Below are 19,392 nucleotides of genomic sequence, written 5' to 3' on the forward strand. Positions count from 1 at the left end.
TCAGCGCGCGGCGAGTGTGTCGCTGTGCTTGCGGCTGCAGCTGGCCAGCGCGTCATTGCCTGCCGCCGGATGTGCCGGTTCCAGCAGCAGGCGCTGCACGTCGGAGAACAGCTTGTCCACCGGCATGCCATAGGGCGCGAACAGGCGCAGGCGGCCCTGGCGGTCGAACACGTAGCCACCGGCGATGTGGCTCATGGTGTAGGTCTCCGGCACCTGGCCGGGTTCCTTCTCGTAGAACGCCTTGAAGTCGCTGGCCATCGCGGCCAACTGCGCTTCGTTGCCGACCAGTGCGATCGCCTTGGGGTCGAAGGCTTCCACATAGGTGCGCGCAACCTCCGGCGTATCACGCGCCGGATCGACGCTGACGAACACCACCTGCAGCTGGTCGGCATCCTTGCCCATCAGGTGCTTCACCTGGCTCAACTCGACCATGGTGGTCGGGCACACATCCGGGCAGCTGGTGAAACCGAAGAACAGGTAGGTCACCTGCCCCTGCAGGTCCTTCGGGCCGCGCACGGTGCCGTGGCTGTCGGGCATCGACCACTGCTGGCCAAGTTCTTCACAGGCGATGTCCTTGGAATAGAAGTCCATGCGCGACTGCGCACTGCAGCCGGCCAGCAGGCCGATGGCCAGGCCTGCCAGCAGCGGCAGGCGGAAACGGGGAGAGAACAACGAACGGACAACAGCAGCAGGACGCTTCACGGGTACCACCAACGCAGATGCGGGCGGGGTCTCGGTCAGGCCTGCCCTTGGGGGAAAAGAGGGCTGAGGTGCCGGGGTGATCGCGCGATCCGTGCCGATCACCCCGGCCACGGTCAGTTGATCATCATGTGGTAGTGCATGCTCCAGATGATCCACACCGACAGCGCGACGATGATGAACAGGATCACCAGGGTGAACACGAAGCTGGCCAGGTTCCAGCCACCTTCGGACTTGCGGTCCATGTGCAGGAAATAGACCAGCTGCACCAGGATCTGCGCCACCGCGAAGCCGACCAGCAGGAACAGCGTAAGCGGCCGCGACAGCACCGGGTTCATCACCAGCGCGAACGGCACCACGGTCAGCAGCGCACACAGCACGAAGCCGATCAGGTAGGACTTGGTGGAGCCGTGCGCATTGCCGGCGCGCGAGGTTTCGACGTGGGCCATGTCAGAAGGCTCCGATCAGGTAGACGAAGGTGAAGACGCAGATCCACACCAGGTCCAGGAAGTGCCAGAACAGGCTCAGGCACGACACGCGGGTGATGTTGGTCGGGGTCAGGCCACGGCGGTAGACCTGGTGCATCACCACGGCCATCCAGATCAGGCCGCTGGCCACGTGCAGGCCGTGGGTAGCGACCAGCGCGAAGAACGCCGACAGGTAGGCACTGGTGCTGGGGCCTGCGCCTTCGTGGATCAGGTGCGAGAACTCATAGATCTCCATGCCGATGAACGAGGCACCGAGCACGAAGGTCACGCCCAGCCAGCGCAGCACCGCCGAGGTGTCGTGGCGGTGCATCGCCAGTACGGCCTGGCCGTAGGTGATGCTGGAGACCAGCAGCAGGAAGGTCTCCGCCATCACGAACGGCAGCGAGAACAGCTCCTTGCCGGTGGGGCCGCCGGCGTAGGCGGTGCTGAGCACCGCGTACGAGGCGAACAGCGAACCGAACAGCACCAGGTCGGACATGAGGTAGACCCACATGCCGAACACCTTCATGCCGCCCTGCTCGTGGCTGTGGTCGTGTTCGTGGTGGTCCTCGTGTGCCTGCGTGCCGGTGGCCAGCTCGGGGCGGGTCAACAGGTTCATGCGCGTACCTCCTTCAGCTTGGCAAGGTTGGCCGCTTCAGTGCGCGCCACCTCTTCGGAACTGACGTAGTAGTCCACGTCCTCGTCGTAGGACCGCACGATCAGGGTGACGATCATCGCGATGAAGCTGGCCGCGGCCATCCACCAGATGTGCCAGACCAGGGCGAAGCACAGCACCAGGATCCAGATGTTGAGGATCAGCGGCACGCCGGTGTTCTTCGGCATGTGGATCGGCGCGTACGTCTTCGGCGGCGGCGGCAGGCCGCGCTTCTTCGCTTCGTGGAAGGCGTCCAGCTCATCGGCCTTGGGCACCACCGCGAAGTTGTAGAACGGCGGCGGCGACGGCGTGGCCCATTCCAGCGTGCGCGCATTCCACGGGTCGCCGGTCAGGTCCAGGTTGCGCTTGCGGTCGCGAACGCTCACGTAGATCTGCACCAGCATCAGGATGATGCCCGCGAACACGAACAGCGCGCCGATGAAGGCGGCGATCAGGTACGGCGTCCACGCCGGGTTGTCGTACTGGTTCATGCGACGGGTCATGCCCATGAAGCCCAGCATGTACAGCGGCATGAAGGCCAGGTAGAAGCCGATCACCCAGCAGGCGAACGACCACTTGCCCAGGCGCTCGTTGAGGGTGAAGCCGAACACCTTCGGGAACCAGTAGGCGAAGCCGGCCAGGTAGCCGAACAGCGCGCCGCCGATGATGGTGTTATGGAAGTGCGCGACCAGGAACAGGCTGTTGTGCAGCAGGAAGTCCGCGCCCGGGATGGCCAGCAGCACGCCGGTCATGCCACCGATGGTGAAGGTGACCAGGAAGGCGATGGTCCACAGCATCGGCACGCTGAACTCGACGCGGCCACCATACATGGTGAACAGCCAGGTGAAGATCTTCACGCCGGTGGGAATGGCGATGATCATCGTCATGATGCCGAAGAAGGCATTGACGCTGGCACCGGAGCCCATGGTGAAGAAGTGGTGCAGCCAGACGATGAACGACAGGATGCCGATCGCCAGCGTGGCGCCCACCATCGACTTGTAGCCGAACAGCTTCTTGCGCGAGAACGTGGCGGTCACTTCAGAGAAGATGCCGAACGCCGGCAGCACCAGGATGTACACCTCCGGATGGCCCCAGGCCCACACCAGGTTCACGTACATCATCGGGTTGCCACCCAACGTGTTGGTGTAGAAGTTGAAGTCCAGGTAACGGTCCAGGGTGAGCGCACCCAGCGCCACGGTCAGGATCGGGAAGGCGGCGATGATGATCACGCTGGTGACCAGCACGGTCCAGGTGAACACCGGCATCTTCATCAGGGTCATGCCCGGCGCACGCATGCGCAGGATGGTGATGAACAGGTTGACGCCGGTCAGCAACGTACCGATGCCGGACGCCTGCAAGGCCCAGATGTAGTAGTCGACACCCACGCCTGGACTGAACTCGATGCCCGACAGCGGCGGATAGGCGACCCAGCCGGTCATGGCGAATTCGCCGACGCCCAGCGAGATCATCATCAGCGCTGCGCCGACCACGAAGATCCAGAAGCTGAAGGCGTTGAGGAACGGGAACGCCATGTCGCGTGCGCCGATCTGCAGCGGCACGATGATGTTCATCAGGCCGACCACGAACGGGGTGGCCACGAAGAAGATCATGATCACGCCGTGCGCGGTGAAGATCTGGTCGTAGTGCTCCGGTGGCAGGAAGCCGTCACTGCCCGGCCCGGCCGCGGCCAGCTGCGCGCGCATCATCAGTGCATCGGCGAAGCCGCGCACCAGCATGACCAGCGCCACCACCACGTACATGATGCCGATCTTCTTGTGGTCCACGGTGGTGAACCAGTCACGCCACAGCGGGCCCCACAGCTTGAAGTACGTCACCGCACCGAGCAGCGCGAGGCCACCCAGCACCATGGCCGCCAATGTGACCACGACGATCGGCTCGTGCAGCGGCACGGCCTCCCACGTCAATTTACCCAACATGTTCGTTACTCCTGGGAAACCTGGGCACCGCCGGCAGCGCCCGCCGGGGTAGCAGCAGCGGTGTTCTCACCGACGCCGATGAACTGGTCGATGACCTTCTTGAACAGCAGCGGTTCAACACTGGAGAAGTGCTGCACCGGTGCGTTCTTCGACGGCGCGGCCAGCGCCTTGAACTGCGTGAAGCTGAGCGCGTCGGGCGCGCTGCGCACTTCGGCCACCCAGCGCTCGAAGTCTTCGTTGCTGCTGGCAGTGGCAATGAACTTCATGTTCGAGAAGCCATGCCCGCTGTAGTTGCCGGACATGCCACGGAACTGGCCGGGTTCGTTGGCGATCAGGTGCAGCTGCGTGCGCATGCCGGCCATCGCGTAGATCTGCCCACCCAGCTGCGGGATGAAGAAGGTATTCATCGTCGAATTGGAGGTGATGTTGAATGCCAGCGGACGATTGGCCGGGAAGTTGAGCTGGTTGACCGTGGCGATGCCCAGGTCCGGGTACACGAACACCCACTTCCAGTCGGTGGCGATCACGTCCACGTGCAGCGGTTCGCCAGCCACGTCCAGCGGCTTGTAGGGGTCCAGCTCGTGGGTCGACTTCCACACGATCACCGCCAGCACCGCGATGATGATCAGCGGCACGCCCCAGACCACGATCTCCACCTTGGTGGAGTGCGACCAGTCAGGCATGTATTTCGCTTTGGTGTTGCCGGCGCGGTAGCGCCACGCGAACACGAAGGTCAGCACGATGGCCGGTATCACCACGATCAGCATCAGGCCGATGCAGATCAGGATCAGGTCGCGCTGGGCGAGCCCGACCATGCCCTTCGAATCCAGCAGCACCCAGTCACAGCCCGACAGGCCGACGCAGGCCAGGGCGACCAGCGCCAGGCGGATGCGGTTCCAGCAGATATTCATTGGAGGTCAACCCTGTTGAAGAAGCGCGCTTGACCGGCTCGCCTGCGCAGCGCCCGGGCGTGGAGCGGCTACACTGTGGGTACGAGGCCGCCTACAAGAAGGCGAACCACTCCAATCAAGCCCATACAAGATACATCATTGTATGGACTTGTGCATCTGCACGTATGGAAAAATCTGACCGATGACGCCACCTGCCGCCGGCCGCCGCCTGAAACATCCCAATCGCACCTGGGTCCGCCCCTTCCGCGAGGGCGCCGGCCCGCTGTACCTGCAGATTGCCCAGCAGGTGCGCGAGGCGGTGGATGACGGCGTGCTGCGCCCGGGCGACCGCCTTCCGCCACAACGCGACCTGGCCCAGCAGGTGGGCGTGGACCTGACCACGGTCACCCGTGCCTTCGCCGAGCTGCGCCAGGCCGGTCTGCTCGACGCCCAGGGCGCCGGCGGCACCTTCATCGCACTGTCGGCCGGCAACCGCAGCACCTCGGTCGACCTGAGCATGAACATCCCGCCGCTGCTGGGCAGCGCGCCCTTTGCACAGGGCATGGAGGCCGGTTTCCAGCACGTGGGCCAGCAGCTGGGCCAGGGTGAACTGATGAGCTACCACGTCGGCGCCGGCACCCGCGAGGACCGCGCCGCCGCGGTGCAGTGGCTGGCGCCGATGCTGGGCACGGTGGGTGCCGACCAGGTAGTGATCTGCCCCGGCGCGCAGACCGCGCTGTGCGCGCTGATCCTGGCCCGTACCCAGCCAGGCGAGCTGATCGCCGCCGAGCAGCTGACCTACCCGGGCCTGCTGGCGGCCGCGCGCGTGCTGCAGCGGGGCGTGGTGCCGGTGGCGATGGACGCCGAAGGCATGCTGCCCGATGCATTGGAAGAGGCCTGCCAACTGCGGCGCCCGCGCCTGCTGTACCTGGTGCCGACCATCCAGAACCCGACCACCGCGACAATGTCGGCACAACGCCGGCAGACCCTGCTGGAGGTCGCGAAGCGACACGATCTGACCGTGATCGAAGACGATCCCTACTGGTTGCTGGCTGGGGACGCCGCGCCGCCGCTGGCCGCCCACCGCCACGCTGGCTGCCCGGTCTACTACATCTCCACCCTGTCCAAGTGCCTGGCACCGGGCCTGCGCACCGCCTACTTGGTGGTACCGGCCGGCGAGCCGATGGAACCGGTGCTGGACGCGCTGCGCGCCATCGCGCTGATGCCGACCCAGTCGATGGTGGCGGTGGCCTCGCAGTGGATCCGCAGCGGCCAGGCCCAGGACATGGTGCTGCGCTTCCAGCAGGAGCTGCGCGAGCGCCAGGCCATTGCTGCCCGGTACCTGCCGTCCCGCGCGCGGGCGCACCCGGCCGGCCTGCACGTGTGGCTGCCGCTGCCGCCGCGGCTGGACCAGTACCGGCTGATCCAGGCCGCACAGGAGCAGGGGCTGGGCATCGCCAGTTCCGACGCCTTCAGCGTGGAAGAACCGCCGCCGGGCAACGCGATCCGCCTGTCGCTAGGCGGCGCGGTCGACCAGGGCGCGCTGGCCGGGGCGCTGGCCAAGCTGAACGAGATCCTGTCTGAAGCCCCCGAGGCCCGGCATAACGCCATCGTTTGAGCCATCCACGTGGCACGACATCCATACAAGATGATATTTTGTATGCAATGTATGGATGAAGGGACGTGCATCGATGCGCGCCGAGAAACTGAAGTTCCACCTGGTGATGGCCGGGTGCGGTGGCTTTGTTGTGCTGATGCTGGCCGCGCTGGCCTGGGTCTGCCTGCAGCCGCAGACCGTGGACGTACAGGCCGCCGAACGCCATGCCATCAAGCAGTGCCTGCAGCGCAGCGAGGATCCGTCGCGTAGCGAGATCCAGCGTCGCGCCCAGGCCGACTCCTGCCGCGAGATGCGCAAGCAGTACGTGCACAAGTTTGGCGGGGACGCGTCCTGATGGGCGCAGCCGCGCCGCGTCGCCGCTGGCTGCTGCCGACGATGATCGCCCTCGCCTGCCTGTTCATGGCCGGCGTGGCGGCTGCGCTGTGGCAATACTTCGGCTACAGCGCGCAGTCCACGTTCACCGAACAGGCCATCGTCTTCGACGACTCGCAGCTGCGCCTGCCGGCCGATCTGGCCGGAGATACCGGCCGCATCCGCGTGGTGCATTTCTGGGACCCGGCCTGCGGCGTGTGCAACCGCGAGACCGGTGCGCACCTGAGCTACCTGATCAGCATGTATCGCCGCGCCGGCATCGACTTCTATGCGATCCGCCGCCCGGGTACACAGGGCGAGCTGCCCGAGCCGCTGCGCAACAAGGTGATCAACCTGCCGACCATCGATGGCATCGACCACATCCCGGCCAGCCCTGCCGTAGCCATCTGGGACCGGCACGGCCATCTGGCGTACGCCGGCCCGTACAGCATCGGCATGGTCTGCAACTCGGCCAACAGTTTCGTCGAACCGCTGCTGGACAAGCTGGTACGTGGTGAGACCGTACGCCCGAAAGGACTGCTTGCCGTGGGCTGCTACTGCCCCTGGCAGGCCAAGCGCTGAGGACGCGCAATGACATCACTGACGCTGGCCGACGTAGCCGCCGCAAACAACAACGGCGGTCACCTGTCCGAACCGACCGATGGTTATGGACAGGCTCCCGCCGTTGGAAGCAACGATACGCCCCGACATGCTCCGTACATGCCGCGACCGGATGTCGCAGCCCGCGAATGGGTGCAGGACGTGCTCGCGCACAACGGGCCGATCTACCTGCGCATCGTCAATTCGCTGGAACGCACGGTGCGTCGTGGCGGCCTCGCACCCGGACAGCGCCTGCCCTCGCAGCGCGCGTTGGCGCAGCAGCTCGGCGTCGACCTGACCACGGTCACCCGCGCCTTCGATGAAGCACGCAAGCGCGGCCTGATCGAAGCGCGCGGGCCACAAGGCAGTTTCATCGCACCGCCCAAGGCCGGCTTCGACCAGGTGGTGGACCTGAGCATGAACGTGCCGCCGGTGCCTGATGCCGACGCGCTGGCGGAGACGCTGCGCCGTGGTGCCGCCGCCGTGCTTGCGCGCAGCAACGCACCGAACCTGATGACCTATCACCTGGGGGGTGGCAACCCCACTGATCGCCATGCCGCGGCGCGCTGGCTGCAGCCGATGCTGGGCGTCGTGGCTGACAACTGCCTGCTGCTGACCGAAGGCGCACAGGTGGCGCTGGCCGCGATCCTGGTCAGCCAGGGCCGCGATGGCGATACGATCCTCTGCGATGCGCTGGTCTACCCGGGCCTGCTGCAGGCCGCCGCCGCACTGGGTCGGCGGCTGCTGCCGGTGGACGGCGACGAACACGGCATGTGTCCTGAAGCGCTGCTGCGGCAGGCACGCGAAAGCGGCGCGCGCCTGGTCTATCTCAATCCCACCTGCCAGAACCCGACCGCGCTGACCCTGCCGCTGCAGCGGCGCGAGGCGCTGGCGCGTGTACTGGAGAGCGAAGGCCTGCTGGCGATCGAGGATGATCCGTACTGGCACCTTGCCGAAGATGCACCTACACCGCTGGCGGCACTGGCACCGCGTCATGTGTTCTACGTGGCGACGCTGTCCAAGGTGATCAGCCCCGGCCTGCGCACCGCGTTCGTGCGCTGCCCGAGCGCGGCGCATGCCGAGGCGATGACGGCGGCGTTGCGGGCGACGCGACTGATGGGGCATCCGCTGGTCTCGGCGTTGGCCAGCCAACTGCTGCTGGATGGTTCGGCCCAGTCGCTGCTGGCCCAGGTGCGCACCGAGGCACGCGAGCGCACGCGCATGGCGCGCTACCTGCTGGCACCGTCGCTGCTGCAGCGCGCGGAAGGCCTGCATGCGTGGTGCCGGATACCGGCGCCGTGGACCGACGCCACGCTGGTGCGTACCGCACAGCTACAGGGGCTGGCGATTGCGCCGTCATCGGCGTTCTGCCCGCCGGGGGTCTCGCACCAGTGCGGCGTGCGGTTGTCGCTGGGGCTGGCCGCGGACCGACGGCAGCTGGAAAGTGCGCTGCGGCGGATTGACCGGTTGTTGTTGTCGGATGCGTTGCCAGCGATTGATCGGTAGGCGAAGAGCATCCACGCAGGGCGTGGATCTACGGGACCCGCTTCGGTAGATGCCAACTTTGGTTGGCAATGCCCGTGCACGCCACGCGTGGATGGAATGTGCCGACCAACGGTCGGCACCCACCAGGCTGGAGGAGGATCGGTAGTGCCGGCCGCTGGCCGGCGGAAGATTCCCCGGCACGGTTGGAATGTGCCAACCAAGGTTGGCACCTACCAAAGCAGGGTCAGGCCAGGGCGGAGAGCGCCTGCACCAGCGCATCCATCTGCTGCGGCCGGGTGAACACCGACGGCGTCACCCGCACGCAGGCGCCGGAGTCCAACCCGTCGCGATGCGTGGTGAACACGCCATGCTCGTCCAGCAGGCGCTTCTGCAGCGCCATGTTGTCTGCCACGCTGGTGCGCCCACGCAAACGGAAGCTGGCCAATGCGCTGGCCAGCGCCGGATCCGGCGAAGACAGCACTTCGATATGCGCCATCTGCCGTGCCGGCAGCGTCCAGCGCTCGCGCAGGTAGCGCAGGCGCGCCTGCTTGTTGGCCACGCCGATGCGCTGGTGCAGCGCGATCGCTTCCGGCAGTGCCAGGTAGGCGGCGAAGTTGACCGTGCCGGTGTGTACGCGGCTGCCCACGCGGCCGTCGTCGGTCTCGCCCATGTACGGGTCGAGGTCCGCAACGCGGCCCCTGCGCACATACATCGCGCCGACGCTGACCGGCGCACCGATCCATTTGTGCAGGTTGATTCCAACGAAATCGGCCTTCAGCTGTGGCACCGCGTAGTCGATCTGGCCAAACCCATGCGCAGCATCGACGATCACATCGATACCGCGTGCGCGCGCACGCTCGGCGATCTCCGCCACCGGCAGCACCAGCCCATGGCGATGGCTGACCTGGGTCAGCAGCACCAGCTTCAGGCGCGGCAACCGCGCGAATGCGGCCTCGTAGGCCTGCAGGATCTGCGCGTGGTCCGGCACCGCCGGCAGCGCGATACGCTCGACTTGCACGCCGCGACGCTGCTGCAGCCAGCGCATCGCGCCGATCATGCTGTCGTAGTCGATGTCGGCATACAGCACCTGGTCGCCGGGCTGCAGGCGGTTGTAGCCGCCAATCAACGCCAGCATCGCCTCCGTGGCCCCCCGAGTCAGTGCGATCTCATCCGCACCCACGCCCAGCAGTTCGGCTACCTGCCGCTGCACCGCCATGTACTGCGCCGGGAACTCACGACGGCCGTACCAAGCGTTGCCACGGTTCACTTCAGCGGTATGGCGCTGGTAGCTGGCCAGCGTCTCGCGGCCCATCGCGCCCCAGTAGCCGTTCTCCAGGTGGTTCACTTCATCGGTGATGTCGAAGTGGCTGGCCACGGCGGCCCAGTAGCCTTCATCGCGGGCCAGCACGTCCGGCGCCGCGGTCGTTGCGGGAATCTGCATGGGCGCAGCGTAACGCGCGGACGCCTTGGCCGGCAGTGAAGACAGGGCGGCTGCGGCCGGCAGCAGGGTGCCGGCACGCAACAGGGAGCGGCGGGCCGGGTCCATCAGAAGCTCAACCGGTACTGTGCGTACAGGTTGGCACCGTCGGTGTCATATGGTGCATTACGCGAGTAGACCAGGCCACGGCTGGCCTGGAAGGTGGCCTCATCCGGGTAGCGGTCGAACACGTTGTCCGCACCCACGCGCAGACTGTGATGCTCGTTGATGCGATAGCCCACGGCCAGGTCGAGGAAACTCATCGCACCGAAGCGCTGGTAGATGTCGCCCACCGCATTGCCGCTGGAATCAGTCCAGGCACCGTAGTAGCGCATGCGCGCCATCAGCGACCAGGCGCCGACATCCCAGCTGCCGGTCAGGCTGCCCTTGTGCTCGGGCAGGCGGTCTTCGAACAGCACGCGCTGGGTCTCGTTGGTGGCCACCGAGGTGCTGCCGTTGTCCACGCGGGTGCGGTTGTAGTTGTAGGCCAGGGTCAACGTCATGCGGCCTGCGCCAAGATCGCGCAGGTAATTGCCGACCACGTCCACGCCGGTGGTGGTGGTATCGAAGTCGTTGGTGAAGTAGTTCACCGAGGTATAGCCCAGCGGGTTGGGAGTACCGGCCGGAATGGCGAAGCTGGCCGACTGGCTGAAGCGGTCGGTGAGCTTGATCTGGTAGACGTCCACCGAACCGGACAGGCCCAGGTCGGTGCGCCAGGTCAGGCCCAGCGACGCGGTACGCGATTCCTCCGGCTTCAGCGGCCTGGCACCGAGCAGCTGCGCCAGCGGATCGTTCGGCGACAAGCGGCCACTGGTGAAGATCTGCAGCGTGCGCGTATCCAGCCCCTGGGTGGTGCTGGTGGTGTTGAGCTGCGCGGGTGTCGGCGCACGGAAGCCGGTGGACACGGTGCCGCGCAGGGCCACGTCCGGGGTGATCGCGAAGCGCGCCGAGAGCTTGCCGTCCAGCGTGCTGCCGAAGCTGGAGAAATCCTCGTAGCGGCTGGCCGCACCGATGCTCCAACGCTCGCCCAGAGGCACTTCCATATCCACATAGGCCGCCTTGCTACGCTGGCTCCACTGCCCGGCCTGGCTGGCCGAGAAGCCCGGTGCGCCATTGGAGTTGGCCTCCAGGCCTGCGGCCGCGCCCGGGCCCACCGCGTACGAGGCCGGATCACCAGCGCGCACCTGGTAGGTCTCTTGGCGGAACTCGCCACCGAAGGCGACGTTGATCGGCTTGGACAGCGCGCCCACGTCCCACTCGTAGTTGAAGTCGGCGTTGGCGTTCTTCTCGGTCTGGGTCAGGCGGCCGAGGTCGAACGCGGTCGGGCTGGCCGGACCCAGCGAAGCATTGATCGAGTTCTTCAGGCTGTAGTCGATGGCATTGCGGCCGTACGAGGCGCTGACATCCCAGCGCAGCTTGGGCGTGATCTCACCGCGCAGGCCGCCGACCAGCTGCAGATCGTTCTGGACGTTGCCGTACTGCGGGCTGAAACCCACCGGGTAGATCGAACGCAGGTTCCAGCCGGGGAAGATCGCGGTGGTGCGATAAGCGCCGGTGGTGGTATCGGGATTGCGCCAGTTGAAATCGCTGACACCGTCGCTGTGGCTGTACAGGCCGAAGGCGTAGATCTCCAGCGTATCGCTGGCGTTGGCCTTGACGTTGAAGCCGACGCGGCGGCTCTCCAGTTCCGGTTGGCCCCAGCGCTGCACTGGGTTGGGTACCTCCAGCTCCGGATGGGCCGCCTGGAAGGCGATGGCATCGGGGCGCTGGCGGGTGCGCGAGGTGGCGTCGGAGTTGGACGATTCGGCGAACAGCACCAGGCTGCCATAGTCGCCCAGCGACCAGCCGGTGCGCGCACTGAAGTCGCGCGAGGCACCGTCGCCCTGCGCGTACTGCGAATAGCCGGCGGTGATCTCGGTGCCCGGACCATCTTCGAGGATGATGTTGATGACACCGGCGATGGCGTCCGAGCCGTACTGCGCAGACGCACCATCACGCAGTACCTCGATGCGCTTGATTGCACTGGTCGGAATCTGCGCCAGGTCGGCGGCCTGCGCGCCACGGTTGCCGAGCAGCGCGCTGCGGTGGAAGCGACGACCGTTGACCAGCACCAGGGTCTGGTCCGGCGACAGGCCACGCAGGGTGGCCGGACGCACGAACACCTGCCCGTCGGCCATCGGCAGGCGCTGCACCACGAACGACGGCACCAGCTGCGCCAGCACGTCCTTCAGGTCGGTGGATTCAACGGACCTGATGTCTTCCTTGGTGAACACGTCCACCGGCGCCAGCGTTTCGAACTGGGTGCGGTTGGACGCGCGGGTGCCGGTGACCAGCATCGCGTCGAGCTGGGTGGGCGCGGCACGGCTACCGCCTGCGGCGTCGATCGCATCGGCCTCCGCTGCGATCGCGCCTCCTGCGCTGGCCATGGAAAGGGCAAGGAGGATGGAGCGCGAAAGCTTCGAACGATGCACAGCAGGACTCCGGGAGGACGCGACAGGGCCAGCACCTGTGCGGACACAACAGGCTTGGACAAGGCGCGCAGTCTCGGCCCGATGTGTGAAGGAGGCATGACGTCAGTACGACAGCTTGATGGCGCACAGGCGCAAGAACTGCTAAGCGCCGCGCCTGCCGATCCGCTACTGTGCCGGCATTGGATTCGGGGAAAGGCAGATGAGCGCGGCGGGCAAGGCGTTGTGGTACATCGAAACCCATGCGGACCGGCCATTGGCACTGGCCGATATCGCCGCTGCGGCGGGACTGTCACCCTTCCATCTTTCACGCCTGTTCCAGGCCCGCACCGGTACCTCGGTGGTGCGCTACCTGCGGGGACGGCGCCTGACCGCTGCCGCGCAACGATTGGCCAACGGTGCGGGCGACATCCTGCAGGTCGCGCTGGGGGCCGGCTATACCACCCATGCCGCGTTCACCCGCGCCTTCTGTGAACAGTTCGGGCAGACGCCCGAGCGGGTGCGCGAGCAAGGCACCGATGGACTGGCACTGGTGCAGGCGATCCGCGTGGACGATGCACCGGCGGCCTGCGGTGAGGCACCACGCCTGCTCGACACCCCGGCGTTCCAGCTGGCCGGGATCGGCATGCGCCACACGCGCGACAGCGGCGGTGCGATTCCCGGGCAGTGGGCACAGCTCAATCGCGAATGGCCGGCGCCGGCCCCGATCAGTTTCGGTGTGTGCTGCAACAGTGATGACGACGGTGGCTTCGACTACGTCGCCGCGCTGCCGGTCAGTTCGCTGCGCAATGTGCCTGCGCACTGGCAGCGCGTGGGTGTACCCGCGCGGCGCTACCTGGTGGCCTGGCATGGTGGGCATATCTCGGCCATCCGCTCGACCTGGTTCTGGCTGCTGGATCATTATCTTCCTGCGTCCAACCTCAGCCTTGCCGATGCACCGGATCTGGAATGCTACGACGCCCGATTCGATGAGCACACCGGCAACGGCGGCGTGGAGATCTGGCTGCCAGTCGACGAACGTCCCAACTGACAAGGAACTGAAGATGCGCATGACGGTTGCTGTGCTGGGAATGATCCTTATGGTCTTCACTGTCGTGGCCGATGCCAGCGAGACGCAGGCAGCCGGCGAGCGCCACGGCGCCACTACGGTGGCCAGCGCGGCTGTACGCGATGCGCAGCACCACGACGCGCTGCGCTACACGGTCTGGTACCCAGCGCTGGCCGGCAGCCGGGAAACCGCCCTGACCATCGGCCCGCCCGACGCGCCGCTGTTCGACGTCGGACGTGCCGCGATGGAGGCTCCCGTCGCAGGTGATCGCCTGCCAACGCTGCTGCTCTCGCATGGCAACGGCGGCAGTGCGCGCATGATGGGCTGGCTGGGCACCGCGCTGGCGCGGGCCGGGTATCTGGTGATCGCGGTCGATCATCCAGGCAACAACGGCATTGACACGATGACCCTGCCCGGCAGCATCCTGAGCTGGTTGCGTGCGGATGACCTGCGCGCCGCCCTGGCGGCCGTGCGGGCCGATCCAGTGCTGGGCCCGCACGTCGATCCTGAACGCCTGGGTGTTGCCGGGTTCTCGGCCGGTGGCTACACGGCGCTGCTGGCAGCCGGTGCACGACCGGACCTGCAGCGACTGCTGGCCTTCTGCACCGCACATCCGGATGACGGCGTCTGCCGGCCTCAACAGGAGGCCGCAACGCACTCAATGGAAGCGCGCGTTGCCGCTGCGGCCTCTCCAGCACTGGCGCCATGGATCTCCCAGGCCAACGACGCGCGCGCGATTCCCGGCGTGCGGGCGGCATTCCTGCTGGCTCCGGCGATCATCCAGGCCTTCGCGCCCGAGCAGCTGTCCTCGTTGCGGCTGCCCGTGTCGATCGTGCTGGGTGAGGCTGACACGGTTGCGCCGCCACAGACCAATGGCGCGGCCGCCGGGGCCCTGATTCCGGGCGCGGAACTGCAGCGCTTGGCCGATGTGGGCCACTATGATTTCCTGGCCGCGTGTACCGCGACCGGGCAGCAGCGGCTGCAGGACCTGTGCACTACGTCGGTGCCAAAGGCACAGACCCACGCGCAGGCAGTGGATGCAGCGATACGGTTCTTTGACCATTCACTGCGCTAGTGGCCGCCGGGCATGGCCTGGCGCTACAGTGGACGCGTCCACGGAGAACCGATCATGCGCCTGCTGCACCTCACTCTGCCGGTATCTGACGTGGGTGCCGTGGCCAGCTACTTCCACGATGTGCTGCAGCAGCGCGTGGTCGGTACCCATGTGCACATCGGCTGGAGCACGATTGAACTGCAGCCCGCTGAAGGACGTCCGCTCGGTGGCGTGCACCTGGCGTTCAACGTGCCGGACAACCGCTTCGGCGAGGCGATGACCTGGTTGCGCGAACGCACGCCACTGCAGCGCAATCCGGCGGGACTGGACTACTTCGCGCTGGAGAGCAGCTGGCAGTCGCAGTCGGTGTACTTCACCGGCCCCGATGGCTTGATCCTGGAACTGATCGGCCGCCGCCGCTTGCCGGCCAGTGCGCATCAGGGCGCCTTCCACGGCAGCGAGCTGACCTGCCTGAGCGAGGTCGGCCTGCCCAGCCACGATGTCGACGCTGTGCGCGAACAGTCCAGCCTGCGGTTCGGCCTGCAACCGATCAGCCCGCCTTCGCCGCAGTTCGCGCCGATGGGCGACGACGAGGGCCTGCTGATCGTGGTCGCTGCGGACCGACGCTGGTTCCCCGAGCAGAAGGACCTGCCCAATGCACAGGGCCTGCTGCTGCAGGTCGGCGACGTGGCCGGCCCGGGCGTTGTGGAGGACGCTGCACTCGGCTGGCGGGTACAGGCGATCTGAGCTACCAGCTGCCGGACGCGCCGCCTCCGCCGCTGCGGCCACCGCCTCCGGACCAGCTGCTGGAGCTGCTCGACGACGAACTGCCGGATGACGAACTGGACGCGCTGCGTTCGCGGCGTGACGAAACCCGGCCACGTGCGCGCTCGCCCGGCAACATGGTGAACAACCCTACGAAGTACAGCAGCACGCCACACACACCTGACACAATCATCGCCAGCAGCCGTGGATCGTCACCTTCGGCACGATGGATCGCCAGCAACGCGCCCGCGGCATAACCGAGGGTCAACAGCACCAGCACCGTCATGCGCACGACGAAGCTGCTGCGATTCTTCTTCCAGCGTGTGCGACAGGCCTGCACCAGCAGGAACACCATCAGGGTGACAACGCCCGCGGCCGCCTGCAGCAGCAGGTGCCGGGCCAGGCTCGGTGGCAGCTGGCCACGAAGCAGCGCCTGCACCAGCAAGACCGCGCTGAGTGCCAGCATGCCGCACAGGACGATGCGCACCCCCTGGCTGCGACGCCAGCACCAGCCGAGAAGGGCCGCCACCGGCACGCCCAGCACCATCACAAAGCACAGGCCCGCCAGCAGGTGGCGTGGCAACAGCAACGCCACGGACAGCACCCCTGCGGCAACCACCGCTGTCAGCAGCATCGGACGCCCCCAGGCCGGCAAGGTCGGCCAGCTCGGCCTCGGTGCCGACGCATTGGCGGCCAGTGCCTTGCGCCGCCGCTCCCGACGGCTGCCGCTGAAATCGTCCTCGGTCTTCGCTGGCGGGAGGGGCGGCGGCGAGCGCCACAGCCCGGCCAGGAAGCCGGCCAGCAGGGTCAACGCCACCACCGAGTCTGCGCGGCGCCAGTCCGCAGGCAGCACATTGCTGGCCGACGGCGCTTCCCATGCAGGCAGGTCCTCGCCTTCGATCAGCGCCACCATGATCGTCGTGCCATCAAGCACGCCCTGGTCGAAATCACCCTCACGGAAGCGCGGCACGATCGCGTTGTCGATGATGCGAGCGGCGTACGCGTCCGGTAGCGCACCTTCCAGGCCATAGCCGGTCTGGATGCGTACGCGGCGGTCCTGCACCGCCACCAGCAACAGCACACCGTCGTCGACACCGGCGCGACCCAGCTGCCACTGATCGAACACCCGCTGTGCGTAGGCCTCGATGCCCTCGTTGCCCACGCTGGGTACCACCAGTACCTGCAGCTGCGCACCTTTCTGCACCTGCAGCTGCAGCGCCTGCCTGCGCAGGGTGGCGCGGGTTTCAGCGGACAGCGCGTTGGCAGTGTCCACCACGGGATCGTCCAGCGCCGGGACCGGGATTGCCGCCAGCGCCGCCATCGGCAGCAGGCACAGCAGCAACAACAGCCACCTCATGGCTGCAGTCCGCTGTCCTGCCCGCAGCATGCTCACGTACCCTGCCCTGCCTCGATCCGCGCATGCAGCGCCTGCAGCTGTGCCACCGCCTGGTTGAACACCTGCAGATCGGCATCCACCAGGGCCGCCCAGTCTGGCGCGTGCCCCAGCAGCTGCGCCACCTGCTCGTCCGGCGCGCGGTCGAAGCCTTCGCCAAGCACGGCAAGATAACGCTCACGGAACCCGTCGGGGTCGCGCTGGTCCTGCACATACAGCTGCACGGCCAGCAGCCCCGCATACAGGTAGTTCACCAGATAGTTCGGGTCTTCATACATCAGGCGCTTGCCGATCCAGGTGTTGCGCAGCTGCGGGTAGCGCTCCGGTTGCTGGCCGAAGCGCGCCAGCACCTGCCCGGTCAGCGCGTCCAGATCATCGGCGGTGCCCAGCGTACCGGCGGCAACGCCCTGGTAGATCGACTGCTCGAGCTGCGCTTCCTCGGAGGAGGTGAACAGCTGCAGCACCATGTCGTCCAGCAGCGATTTCAGGTAATAGGCCTTGGCACGCGGGTCCTGTGCCTGCTGGTACAGCTGGTCGCGGAAGCGCAGCTCGTTGTAGATCGCGAACGCCTCGGTCAGCCACTGGCTGCCATTGCGCTGCAGCGGCGACGCATGACCGCGCTGCATCCACTCGCCATGCACGGCATGACCCGCTTCATGCGCGATTTCGACATCGCTTTCCAGATCGCCACGGCGCACGCCAACGAACAGCATTGCCGGCACACCGGGAGCGCTCACCGAGAACGCGTCCTGGCTGCGGTCACCGCGTTCGGTGGCCAGGTCCATGCGCTGGTTGGCTGGATCGAGCAGCGCGCGCAGTTCGGCGACGTACGCTGGCCCCAGATGCTGCATGGCATCGGCGGCGTTGTCGCGCAGCTGCGCCAGCGTCAGCACTGGTGGCGTGTAGCCGGCATCGGGCACGGTGGTATCCCAGATCTGCGGCGCGTCGATGCCCGATCGCGCAGCGTGGCGTAGCAGCATGTCCTGGTAGGCGCGGCGGTCCCCCGCGTGCTGCTCGATCGCCACCAGCGTTGCATTCACTACGGCGGTATCCAGACCCATGCGCTGGTAGCCGTGTGCCGGCGCCGAGCCATCGCCCTGCAGGCGTGCGGCCGCGTCATTCACCTGCACTAGCCCCAGCAGCACCGAAGCCATCGGCTCACGGCGCGAGTGCAGCCCCTGCCAGTAACCCTTCCAGCCTGCCTCGCGCAGGGCACGGTCGGGCTGCTGGGCCAGCGCCTGCTTGTCGCGCCCCGTGTCCCAGTGCCGGCCGCCGTGCTCGATCTGCGGGTACTCGGCGCTGCGCAGGATCTGCCCGCGCAGGCGCGCGAAGCTGTCCAGCGCCGGATCGGCCAGTGCCTCCACGGCCTCATCCAGCGCGGCGTTGGCCGGGGTGGCAGCTTCCTTCAGCGCGCGTGCGCGCAGGAAGCCATACGGTGCTGCCCACGCTGCATCTGCGGGTGCCTCGCGCAGTGCGGCGCGACCACTGCGAGCGATACGGCTGCACAGCCCCGCTGCCTGCTCCATCGCCTGTGCCGGGCGAAGATCGCGTGCGTTGCGGGCGGACTGCAGGTGCAGGTAGCCGAGATGACGCAGGCACTGCGCTTCCAGTACCTCGGCCTGCTGGAAGCGTTCCGCCGGTGCAAGGGCGGACGCCTGCTGCAGGGCCTCGACGCGCTTGCCCAAGGTGACACGCGCGGCCTGTTCGGCGGTGGTATTGGCGAAGTAGGCGCGGTCATCGGCATGCACCGACTGTGCCTGGGCGCCGCTGAAGGGAGCTATCGCCAATACGGCGACGACGGCGGCGGTGGTGGTGCGCTTCCTGAAAGCCTGCATCGGCGTCTCCCTGCCTGGACCAGGGATCGAGCCTAGCAGCCACTGGCCCGCCGCGCCTGTGCCGGATAAGGCCTCAGATCGACTCGTCTTCACGCTTGACCAGCGTCCAGCAAGGCGTCTGCGCGAAGGTATAGGTCTGCTGGTCGCTGCTGTCCGGCGTACGGATCTGCACCTGCCGTTGCCCATCGGCCAGGGGGCTGACCTGCATTTCGCGGCCCTGCCCGGCCAACGCGGCAGGATCGGGCATCACCGGCCACTCGACATCGGCCAGCGCCAACCGGCTTTCCACCTTGCGCGGTTCCGGCTCGGCCTCCGCATCGATGTAGCTGTCCAGCAGCGGATCGGCCGTGGCCTTTTCCTGCAGCGTGATCTCGTTGCCGAAATGCTTCAGGAACGTATCGAATTCCGGGTAGGGGCATTCACTGGCTGCAGCCACAGGTGTGGGCTCGGTGGCGCTGGTCGCCGGCGCCGCTGCGGCAGTCACGGCTTCGGCCGCTGTCTGTGGTGGCTGCGGCGCTGGCGTGCAGGCAACCAGCACCGCGCCGCAGGCAAGCACCAGCAGTGCAGGAGAAGGGTATCGACGCATGGGCTCATCCTGAATCCGGTCCGGTCGCTCCATGCTACCGCGCACCCTACAATTCCGGCATTCC

Annotated in this window: 17 protein-coding genes; 7 read left to right on the top strand and 10 right to left on the bottom strand. The window is 67.0% G+C overall.

Annotated elements, in window-relative coordinates; translation table 11 throughout:
• From ACW5IY_RS20485 to cyoA, 5 genes are all read right to left on the bottom strand, one after another.
• Window positions 1-672: an SCO family protein gene (locus tag ACW5IY_RS20485; protein ID WP_010482109.1), complete on the bottom strand. Its 672-nt coding sequence runs from the start codon at window positions 670-672 to the stop codon at window positions 1-3.
• A 143-nt stretch (window positions 673-815) separates the two neighbouring features.
• Window positions 816-1,148 carry a cytochrome o ubiquinol oxidase subunit IV gene (cyoD, locus tag ACW5IY_RS20490; RefSeq protein ID WP_005411473.1) on the bottom strand — a complete coding sequence of 111 codons (333 nt, stop codon included), beginning with the start codon at window positions 1,146-1,148 and terminating at the stop codon, window positions 816-818.
• Between the two features lies 1 nt (window position 1,149).
• The gene (gene cyoC / locus ACW5IY_RS20495; protein ID WP_010482111.1) at window positions 1,150-1,785 is read right to left on the bottom strand and encodes a cytochrome o ubiquinol oxidase subunit III; all 636 of its coding nucleotides are present in this window, start codon (window positions 1,783-1,785) and stop codon (window positions 1,150-1,152) included.
• On the bottom strand, window positions 1,782-3,758 hold the full coding sequence (gene cyoB, locus ACW5IY_RS20500) for a cytochrome o ubiquinol oxidase subunit I (protein ID WP_049435745.1): 1,977 nt from the start codon (window positions 3,756-3,758) through the stop codon (window positions 1,782-1,784). The genes cyoC and cyoB overlap by 4 nt, the downstream gene beginning before the upstream one ends.
• 5 nt (window positions 3,759-3,763) lie before the next feature.
• Complete coding sequence (gene cyoA, locus ACW5IY_RS20505) at window positions 3,764-4,669, bottom strand: ubiquinol oxidase subunit II (RefSeq protein WP_049435746.1); 906 nt, start codon at window positions 4,667-4,669, stop codon at window positions 3,764-3,766.
• Between the two features lie 181 nt (window positions 4,670-4,850).
• Between cyoA and ACW5IY_RS20510 the strand changes: the two genes are divergently transcribed.
• Genes ACW5IY_RS20510 through ACW5IY_RS20525 form a run of 4 tightly spaced genes read left to right on the top strand, consistent with a single transcriptional unit; the run spans window position 4,851 to window position 8,723 of the window.
• Complete coding sequence (locus tag ACW5IY_RS20510; RefSeq protein ID WP_049435747.1) at window positions 4,851-6,266, top strand: aminotransferase-like domain-containing protein; 1,416 nt, start codon at window positions 4,851-4,853, stop codon at window positions 6,264-6,266.
• 55 nt (window positions 6,267-6,321) lie between these two features.
• Entirely contained in the window at window positions 6,322-6,600 is a 279-nt protein-coding gene (locus ACW5IY_RS20515; RefSeq protein WP_239682895.1) for a hypothetical protein, read from the top strand.
• Complete coding sequence (locus ACW5IY_RS20520; protein WP_049435748.1) at window positions 6,600-7,199, top strand: DUF6436 domain-containing protein; 600 nt, start codon at window positions 6,600-6,602, stop codon at window positions 7,197-7,199. Before ACW5IY_RS20515 ends, ACW5IY_RS20520 begins: the two co-directional genes overlap by 1 nt.
• A 9-nt stretch (window positions 7,200-7,208) precedes the next feature.
• A complete protein-coding gene (locus ACW5IY_RS20525; RefSeq protein WP_049435750.1) occupies window positions 7,209-8,723 on the top strand; it encodes an aminotransferase-like domain-containing protein in 1,515 nt (504 codons plus the stop codon).
• Between the two features lie 223 nt (window positions 8,724-8,946).
• Here ACW5IY_RS20525 and ACW5IY_RS20530 read toward each other — a convergent pair whose 3' ends face one another.
• Together ACW5IY_RS20530 and ACW5IY_RS20535 are read right to left on the bottom strand one after the other, a co-directional pair.
• Complete coding sequence (locus tag ACW5IY_RS20530; RefSeq protein ID WP_049435752.1) at window positions 8,947-10,248, bottom strand: aminotransferase class V-fold PLP-dependent enzyme; 1,302 nt, start codon at window positions 10,246-10,248, stop codon at window positions 8,947-8,949.
• Window positions 10,248-12,650 (bottom strand): TonB-dependent receptor, encoded by a 2,403-nt coding sequence (locus tag ACW5IY_RS20535; RefSeq protein WP_100049959.1) that lies wholly within the window; start codon window positions 12,648-12,650, stop codon window positions 10,248-10,250. Before ACW5IY_RS20535 ends, ACW5IY_RS20530 begins: the two co-directional genes overlap by 1 nt.
• 199 nt (window positions 12,651-12,849) lie before the next feature.
• Here ACW5IY_RS20535 and ACW5IY_RS20540 point away from each other — a divergent pair, with 199 nt between their 5' ends.
• From ACW5IY_RS20540 to ACW5IY_RS20550, 3 genes are read left to right on the top strand one after another with little or no spacing between them, the layout of a single operon-like run.
• A complete protein-coding gene (locus tag ACW5IY_RS20540; protein WP_049435754.1) occupies window positions 12,850-13,677 on the top strand; it encodes an AraC family transcriptional regulator in 828 nt (275 codons plus the stop codon).
• Between the two features lie 13 nt (window positions 13,678-13,690).
• Window positions 13,691-14,770, top strand: a complete 1,080-nt coding sequence (locus tag ACW5IY_RS20545) for a poly(ethylene terephthalate) hydrolase family protein (RefSeq protein ID WP_049435755.1) — start codon at window positions 13,691-13,693, stop codon at window positions 14,768-14,770.
• A 54-nt stretch (window positions 14,771-14,824) separates the two neighbouring features.
• Complete coding sequence (locus ACW5IY_RS20550) at window positions 14,825-15,496, top strand: VOC family protein (RefSeq protein ID WP_049435756.1); 672 nt, start codon at window positions 14,825-14,827, stop codon at window positions 15,494-15,496.
• A gap of 1 nt (window position 15,497) precedes the next feature.
• Here the strand turns inward: ACW5IY_RS20550 and ACW5IY_RS20555 are convergent, their stop codons facing one another.
• The 3 genes from ACW5IY_RS20555 to ACW5IY_RS20565 all read right to left on the bottom strand — a co-directional run bounded on the left by ACW5IY_RS20555 (window position 15,498) and on the right by ACW5IY_RS20565 (window position 19,328).
• Window positions 15,498-16,901, bottom strand: coding sequence for a TPM domain-containing protein (locus ACW5IY_RS20555; RefSeq protein ID WP_049435757.1), 1,404 nt, complete (start codon window positions 16,899-16,901; stop codon window positions 15,498-15,500).
• Window positions 16,902-16,903: 2 nt separating this feature from the next.
• Window positions 16,904-18,742 (bottom strand): M3 family metallopeptidase, encoded by a 1,839-nt coding sequence (locus tag ACW5IY_RS20560; protein WP_049435758.1) that lies wholly within the window; start codon window positions 18,740-18,742, stop codon window positions 16,904-16,906.
• A gap of 73 nt (window positions 18,743-18,815) precedes the next feature.
• Window positions 18,816-19,328, bottom strand: coding sequence for a hypothetical protein (locus ACW5IY_RS20565; protein ID WP_049435759.1), 513 nt, complete (start codon window positions 19,326-19,328; stop codon window positions 18,816-18,818).
• Window positions 19,329-19,392: the final 64 nt, after the last annotated feature.

Source organism: Stenotrophomonas sp. C-A (assembly GCF_054030835.1).

Excerpts from the sequence above, each read along its gene's own strand:
- cyoD (WP_005411473.1), bottom strand. The coding sequence starts at position 1,148 with ATGGCCCACGTCGAAACCTCGCGCGCCGGCAATGCGCACGGCTCCACC.
- cyoC (WP_010482111.1), bottom strand. The coding sequence starts at position 1,785 with ATGAACCTGTTGACCCGCCCCGAGCTGGCCACCGGCACGCAGGCACAC.
- cyoB (WP_049435745.1), bottom strand. The coding sequence starts at position 3,758 with ATGTTGGGTAAATTGACGTGGGAGGCCGTGCCGCTGCACGAGCCGATC.
- cyoA (WP_049435746.1), bottom strand. The coding sequence starts at position 4,669 with ATGAATATCTGCTGGAACCGCATCCGCCTGGCGCTGGTCGCCCTGGCC.
- ACW5IY_RS20510 (WP_049435747.1), top strand. The coding sequence starts at position 4,851 with ATGACGCCACCTGCCGCCGGCCGCCGCCTGAAACATCCCAATCGCACC.
- ACW5IY_RS20515 (WP_239682895.1), top strand. The coding sequence starts at position 6,322 with ATGAAGGGACGTGCATCGATGCGCGCCGAGAAACTGAAGTTCCACCTG.
- ACW5IY_RS20520 (WP_049435748.1), top strand. The coding sequence starts at position 6,600 with ATGGGCGCAGCCGCGCCGCGTCGCCGCTGGCTGCTGCCGACGATGATC.
- ACW5IY_RS20525 (WP_049435750.1), top strand. The coding sequence starts at position 7,209 with ATGACATCACTGACGCTGGCCGACGTAGCCGCCGCAAACAACAACGGC.
- ACW5IY_RS20530 (WP_049435752.1), bottom strand. The coding sequence starts at position 10,248 with ATGGACCCGGCCCGCCGCTCCCTGTTGCGTGCCGGCACCCTGCTGCCG.
- ACW5IY_RS20540 (WP_049435754.1), top strand. The coding sequence starts at position 12,850 with ATGAGCGCGGCGGGCAAGGCGTTGTGGTACATCGAAACCCATGCGGAC.
- ACW5IY_RS20545 (WP_049435755.1), top strand. The coding sequence starts at position 13,691 with ATGCGCATGACGGTTGCTGTGCTGGGAATGATCCTTATGGTCTTCACT.
- ACW5IY_RS20550 (WP_049435756.1), top strand. The coding sequence starts at position 14,825 with ATGCGCCTGCTGCACCTCACTCTGCCGGTATCTGACGTGGGTGCCGTG.
- ACW5IY_RS20555 (WP_049435757.1), bottom strand. The coding sequence starts at position 16,901 with ATGCTGCGGGCAGGACAGCGGACTGCAGCCATGAGGTGGCTGTTGTTG.
- ACW5IY_RS20560 (WP_049435758.1), bottom strand. The coding sequence starts at position 18,742 with ATGCAGGCTTTCAGGAAGCGCACCACCACCGCCGCCGTCGTCGCCGTA.
- ACW5IY_RS20565 (WP_049435759.1), bottom strand. The coding sequence starts at position 19,328 with ATGCGTCGATACCCTTCTCCTGCACTGCTGGTGCTTGCCTGCGGCGCG.